Genomic DNA, 3,119 nt, shown 5'->3' on the forward strand with positions numbered 1-3,119 from the left:
CAGAAAATAGGAATGGACAGAATTTTAATGGAGTCATGTTTTCCAGTAAATGGTTAGCTGATGACATGAATTGTAACGCTCAAGAAACAGCAACATTAAGAAGTTTAGTTGAAGAAGCGCATAAAAAAGCAAAATTTGGCGAAGGAAGTCCAGCCGATTGGTGGGTAATTGTCCTCGGTGATGGGGATGGGATGGGGAAATATGTCTCTGGGTCAAAATTAAAGAAATACAAAGAGTATTTAATCACAGATGCGATCGCAGAAAATGTCAAAAATCATCAAGATTATCCAGATTTACTAGCAACTCAAAAACGCATGGGACCTGCAACCCATGTCGGGTTAAATCGCGCCTTATTAGACTTTTCTAATCGCTTAGTACCCTACCTTACGGAAGAACGTTATTGTGGTAAAGTCGTCTATAGTGGCGGTGATGATGTGATGGCAGTGCTACCTCTAGCAGATTTACTGGGGTATTTGCGATCGCTTCGTGCTGCTTGGTGTGCTGACCCAGATCCAGAAAGAGAATTCAGCACAGAGGGGGGTTACTGGACTCCTAAACAAACTCTGCAAGGATTACAACAACGTCCCTATTTTACGATGGGAGATGGGGCAACCATGAGTCTAGGCATTGTTATCGCTCATAAAAGTGTACCTCTTCCTACCGTATTAGAAAGCCTGTGGACGGCTGAAAAAGACCGTGCTAAAAAGTTATATGGAAAAGATGGACTCTGTTTTCGGGTGATTTATGGTTCGGGTAACACTTTAGAAGCCTTGATGAAAGGGGAGTTATTAGACTTATGGTGGAATTTTATGCAGTATGATCAGCAGGATTTAAGTGCGTTGTTCTATCGATTAGCCGAAGAATTACCACGTCATGCTTGTGTTACTGAAAGCGATCGCTTATTGAGAAAAGCCGCACAAGTGATCATCAACCGTCGAGATCAAACACTAGAGTCTCATATTCAAGAAAACTTGCTAAATTGGTTGGATCAGTGGAAAAACTGGGCTTATAGAACCTATAATCAAGTAAATAAAAATAAAACTGAAAAAGAAGTACCTTTAGGCACGACAGAAAAGGATTTAGCTAATCTTTTGCGGTTTAGTGCTTTCTGGAATGACAAAAGGATGCAACAAATGAAATGGGGAGAAACGGAGTAATAAACTATGGATGAACAGCAAATGTATTGGTATGCGATCACTCCTTTAGATGTATTGTTATTTCGGGAAGCTAAACCTTTTAGTCCAGGGGAGAGTGCTTGGGCAAAAGGACTATTTCCCCCGTTTCCCAGTACAGTTTTTCAAGCATTGCGCTCGACTTTATCCAAAGATGTCAAAGATTTAGATTTTATGGGGCCATTTCTCTTAAGTCCCCAAGATAGATTATGTTTTTCCACTCCTAAAGATTTAGTTGCAGTCAAATGGGGTCTAAAGACTCAGAAAATAGATGAGGAAACGGAAGAAGAGGAACCAAAAGAAGATAATTTAGACGATACAGCTTCGGATTGGCATCGAACTTTACGTCTTCAACCTGTTGATCGAACCGATGAAGCTTGGGAACATTTGTTGTTCGACGAAGCGGGATTAGCTCCAATGGTAGCTCCTTTTAGAGAGCTAGTTGAAGAAGAGAACAGAAGAGAATTTTTCTGTCGTCCTTATCCTTGGATTACAGCAGAAGCTTTAAGCGAATATCTACAAGGAAAAGAACTTACAGACCCTACACAATTTCAGGAAGATCCTTGGAATGTGCAGATCATGCCTCATATTCAAATGCAAGCGGATAAGCGACAAGTAAAAGATGAAGATGGCTATTTTACTGAAGTAGCGATTCGTCTTAAACCAGGTTGGCGATTAGTAGCGGGAATTAGTATAAAGTTAGGGGAAACAGTAGTCCGGTTGGGAGGAGAAGGACATCGGGCGATTGTCATCCCATTTACTTTGTCCGATGCTGATCAAACACTGCTTAATCCTAAGACCAATACAACAGGTGATTTTGCTTATTTACTCACCCCCGGACTAGCGGTTAAGGAGGAAGCCGTTTATGGGGTTTATCCCTGTGATTGGCAACCCATCTTAGCAGGATGTGTTAGCGATCGTCCTTTATTGTGGGGTGGTGTTTCTCAAATTAGGCGCAAGTTAGTTATTTCCTTTGGTAAAGAGAATCAGGAGCGCACGGCTTCGCAGATTTCTTCCACATCCCCTAACTCAGAAACAAAAGGAGATGAGGAATTTGCTTTATTGCCACAACGAGCCTTTGTTCCACCTGGGACTGTCTATATTTTTAACCAGATTCCATCTGAAACTGAGGCACTCTTACCTAAACCTGAATCGACGGGGAATTGGTTAACCAGTTTTCAAAAACTCAACTATGGTAAATTATTATGGGGTAATACACCATTATGAATACTTATTTAACATATCTATATCTGCTGACCCCTTTACACACGGGCGGAAGTGCTGATGAGGGCAATTTAATGGGAATCGCCCGCGAAGTCCATACCGAGTTTCCCTATCTTCCTGCCTCGTCCTTGAGAGGTAAAATTCGCTCTGCCTTAGAACCGAGCAATCCTCAAAGTGAAGAAGAAAAAGCATTAGCAAAAGAAGTCTCTCAGTTTTTCGGTCAAAAAATCAAAGATGGACAACAACCCACAGAAGGAGAAGTTTGGTTTGCTGAGGCAACTCTCCTGTTTTTTCCGATCGCATCCTTAAGTCATCACTTAGTCTGGATTACCTGTCCTCTCTGGCTAGAACGTTGGAATCGTTGGTTACAAAAATCCCCTTTAACTCAATTAATTCAAAACTGTCGAGAGCAAATTACAGAAGCAAGACCAGCTTTAGTTAGCTTTACACCCGAACCCCTTTACTTGCAAACTGCAATTCTGCAACAAAATGCCCTAGGGCAACTAAATACTAATGATTCTAATAGCCTCTCACAATCTCTTCAAAATCTTACTAATGCTAATGGGATGATTAATCAGCTTCTGAAAAAGCTAGTCATTGTGGATGATGAAGACTGTATTGCTTTGGTAGAAACGGGATTGCAGCGAGAAGTGCGCGTTGCTCTTAATGAAGGCGAAAAAACTGTTAAAGGTGGTTCTTTTCGCTCGGAAGAAGCCATTCCCC

At 41.4% G+C, this 3,119-nt stretch carries 3 protein-coding genes; all 3 read left to right on the plus strand.

Translation table 11 applies throughout. The features are described 5' to 3' along the window. Window positions 1–1,157 (plus strand): type III-B CRISPR-associated protein Cas10/Cmr2 (gene cas10 / locus IQ242_RS20825; RefSeq protein ID WP_193961260.1); only part of this gene is annotated, 1,157 nt, incomplete at its 5' end. Window positions 1,158–1,163: 6 nt separating this feature from the next. After that, window positions 1,164–2,399 (plus strand): type III-B CRISPR module-associated Cmr3 family protein, encoded by a 1,236-nt coding sequence (locus tag IQ242_RS20830; protein ID WP_193961261.1) that lies wholly within the window; start codon window positions 1,164–1,166, stop codon window positions 2,397–2,399. Next, window positions 2,396–3,119, plus strand: a 724-nt coding sequence (cmr4, locus tag IQ242_RS20835; RefSeq protein ID WP_193961262.1) for a type III-B CRISPR module RAMP protein Cmr4, incomplete at its 3' end; no start/stop codon positions are given. The genes IQ242_RS20830 and cmr4, both read left to right, overlap by 4 nt.

The organism is Microcystis sp. LEGE 08355 (assembly GCF_015207185.1).
In the GTDB taxonomy this organism is placed as follows: Bacteria; Cyanobacteriota; Cyanobacteriia; order Cyanobacteriales; family Microcystaceae; genus Microcystis; species Microcystis panniformis.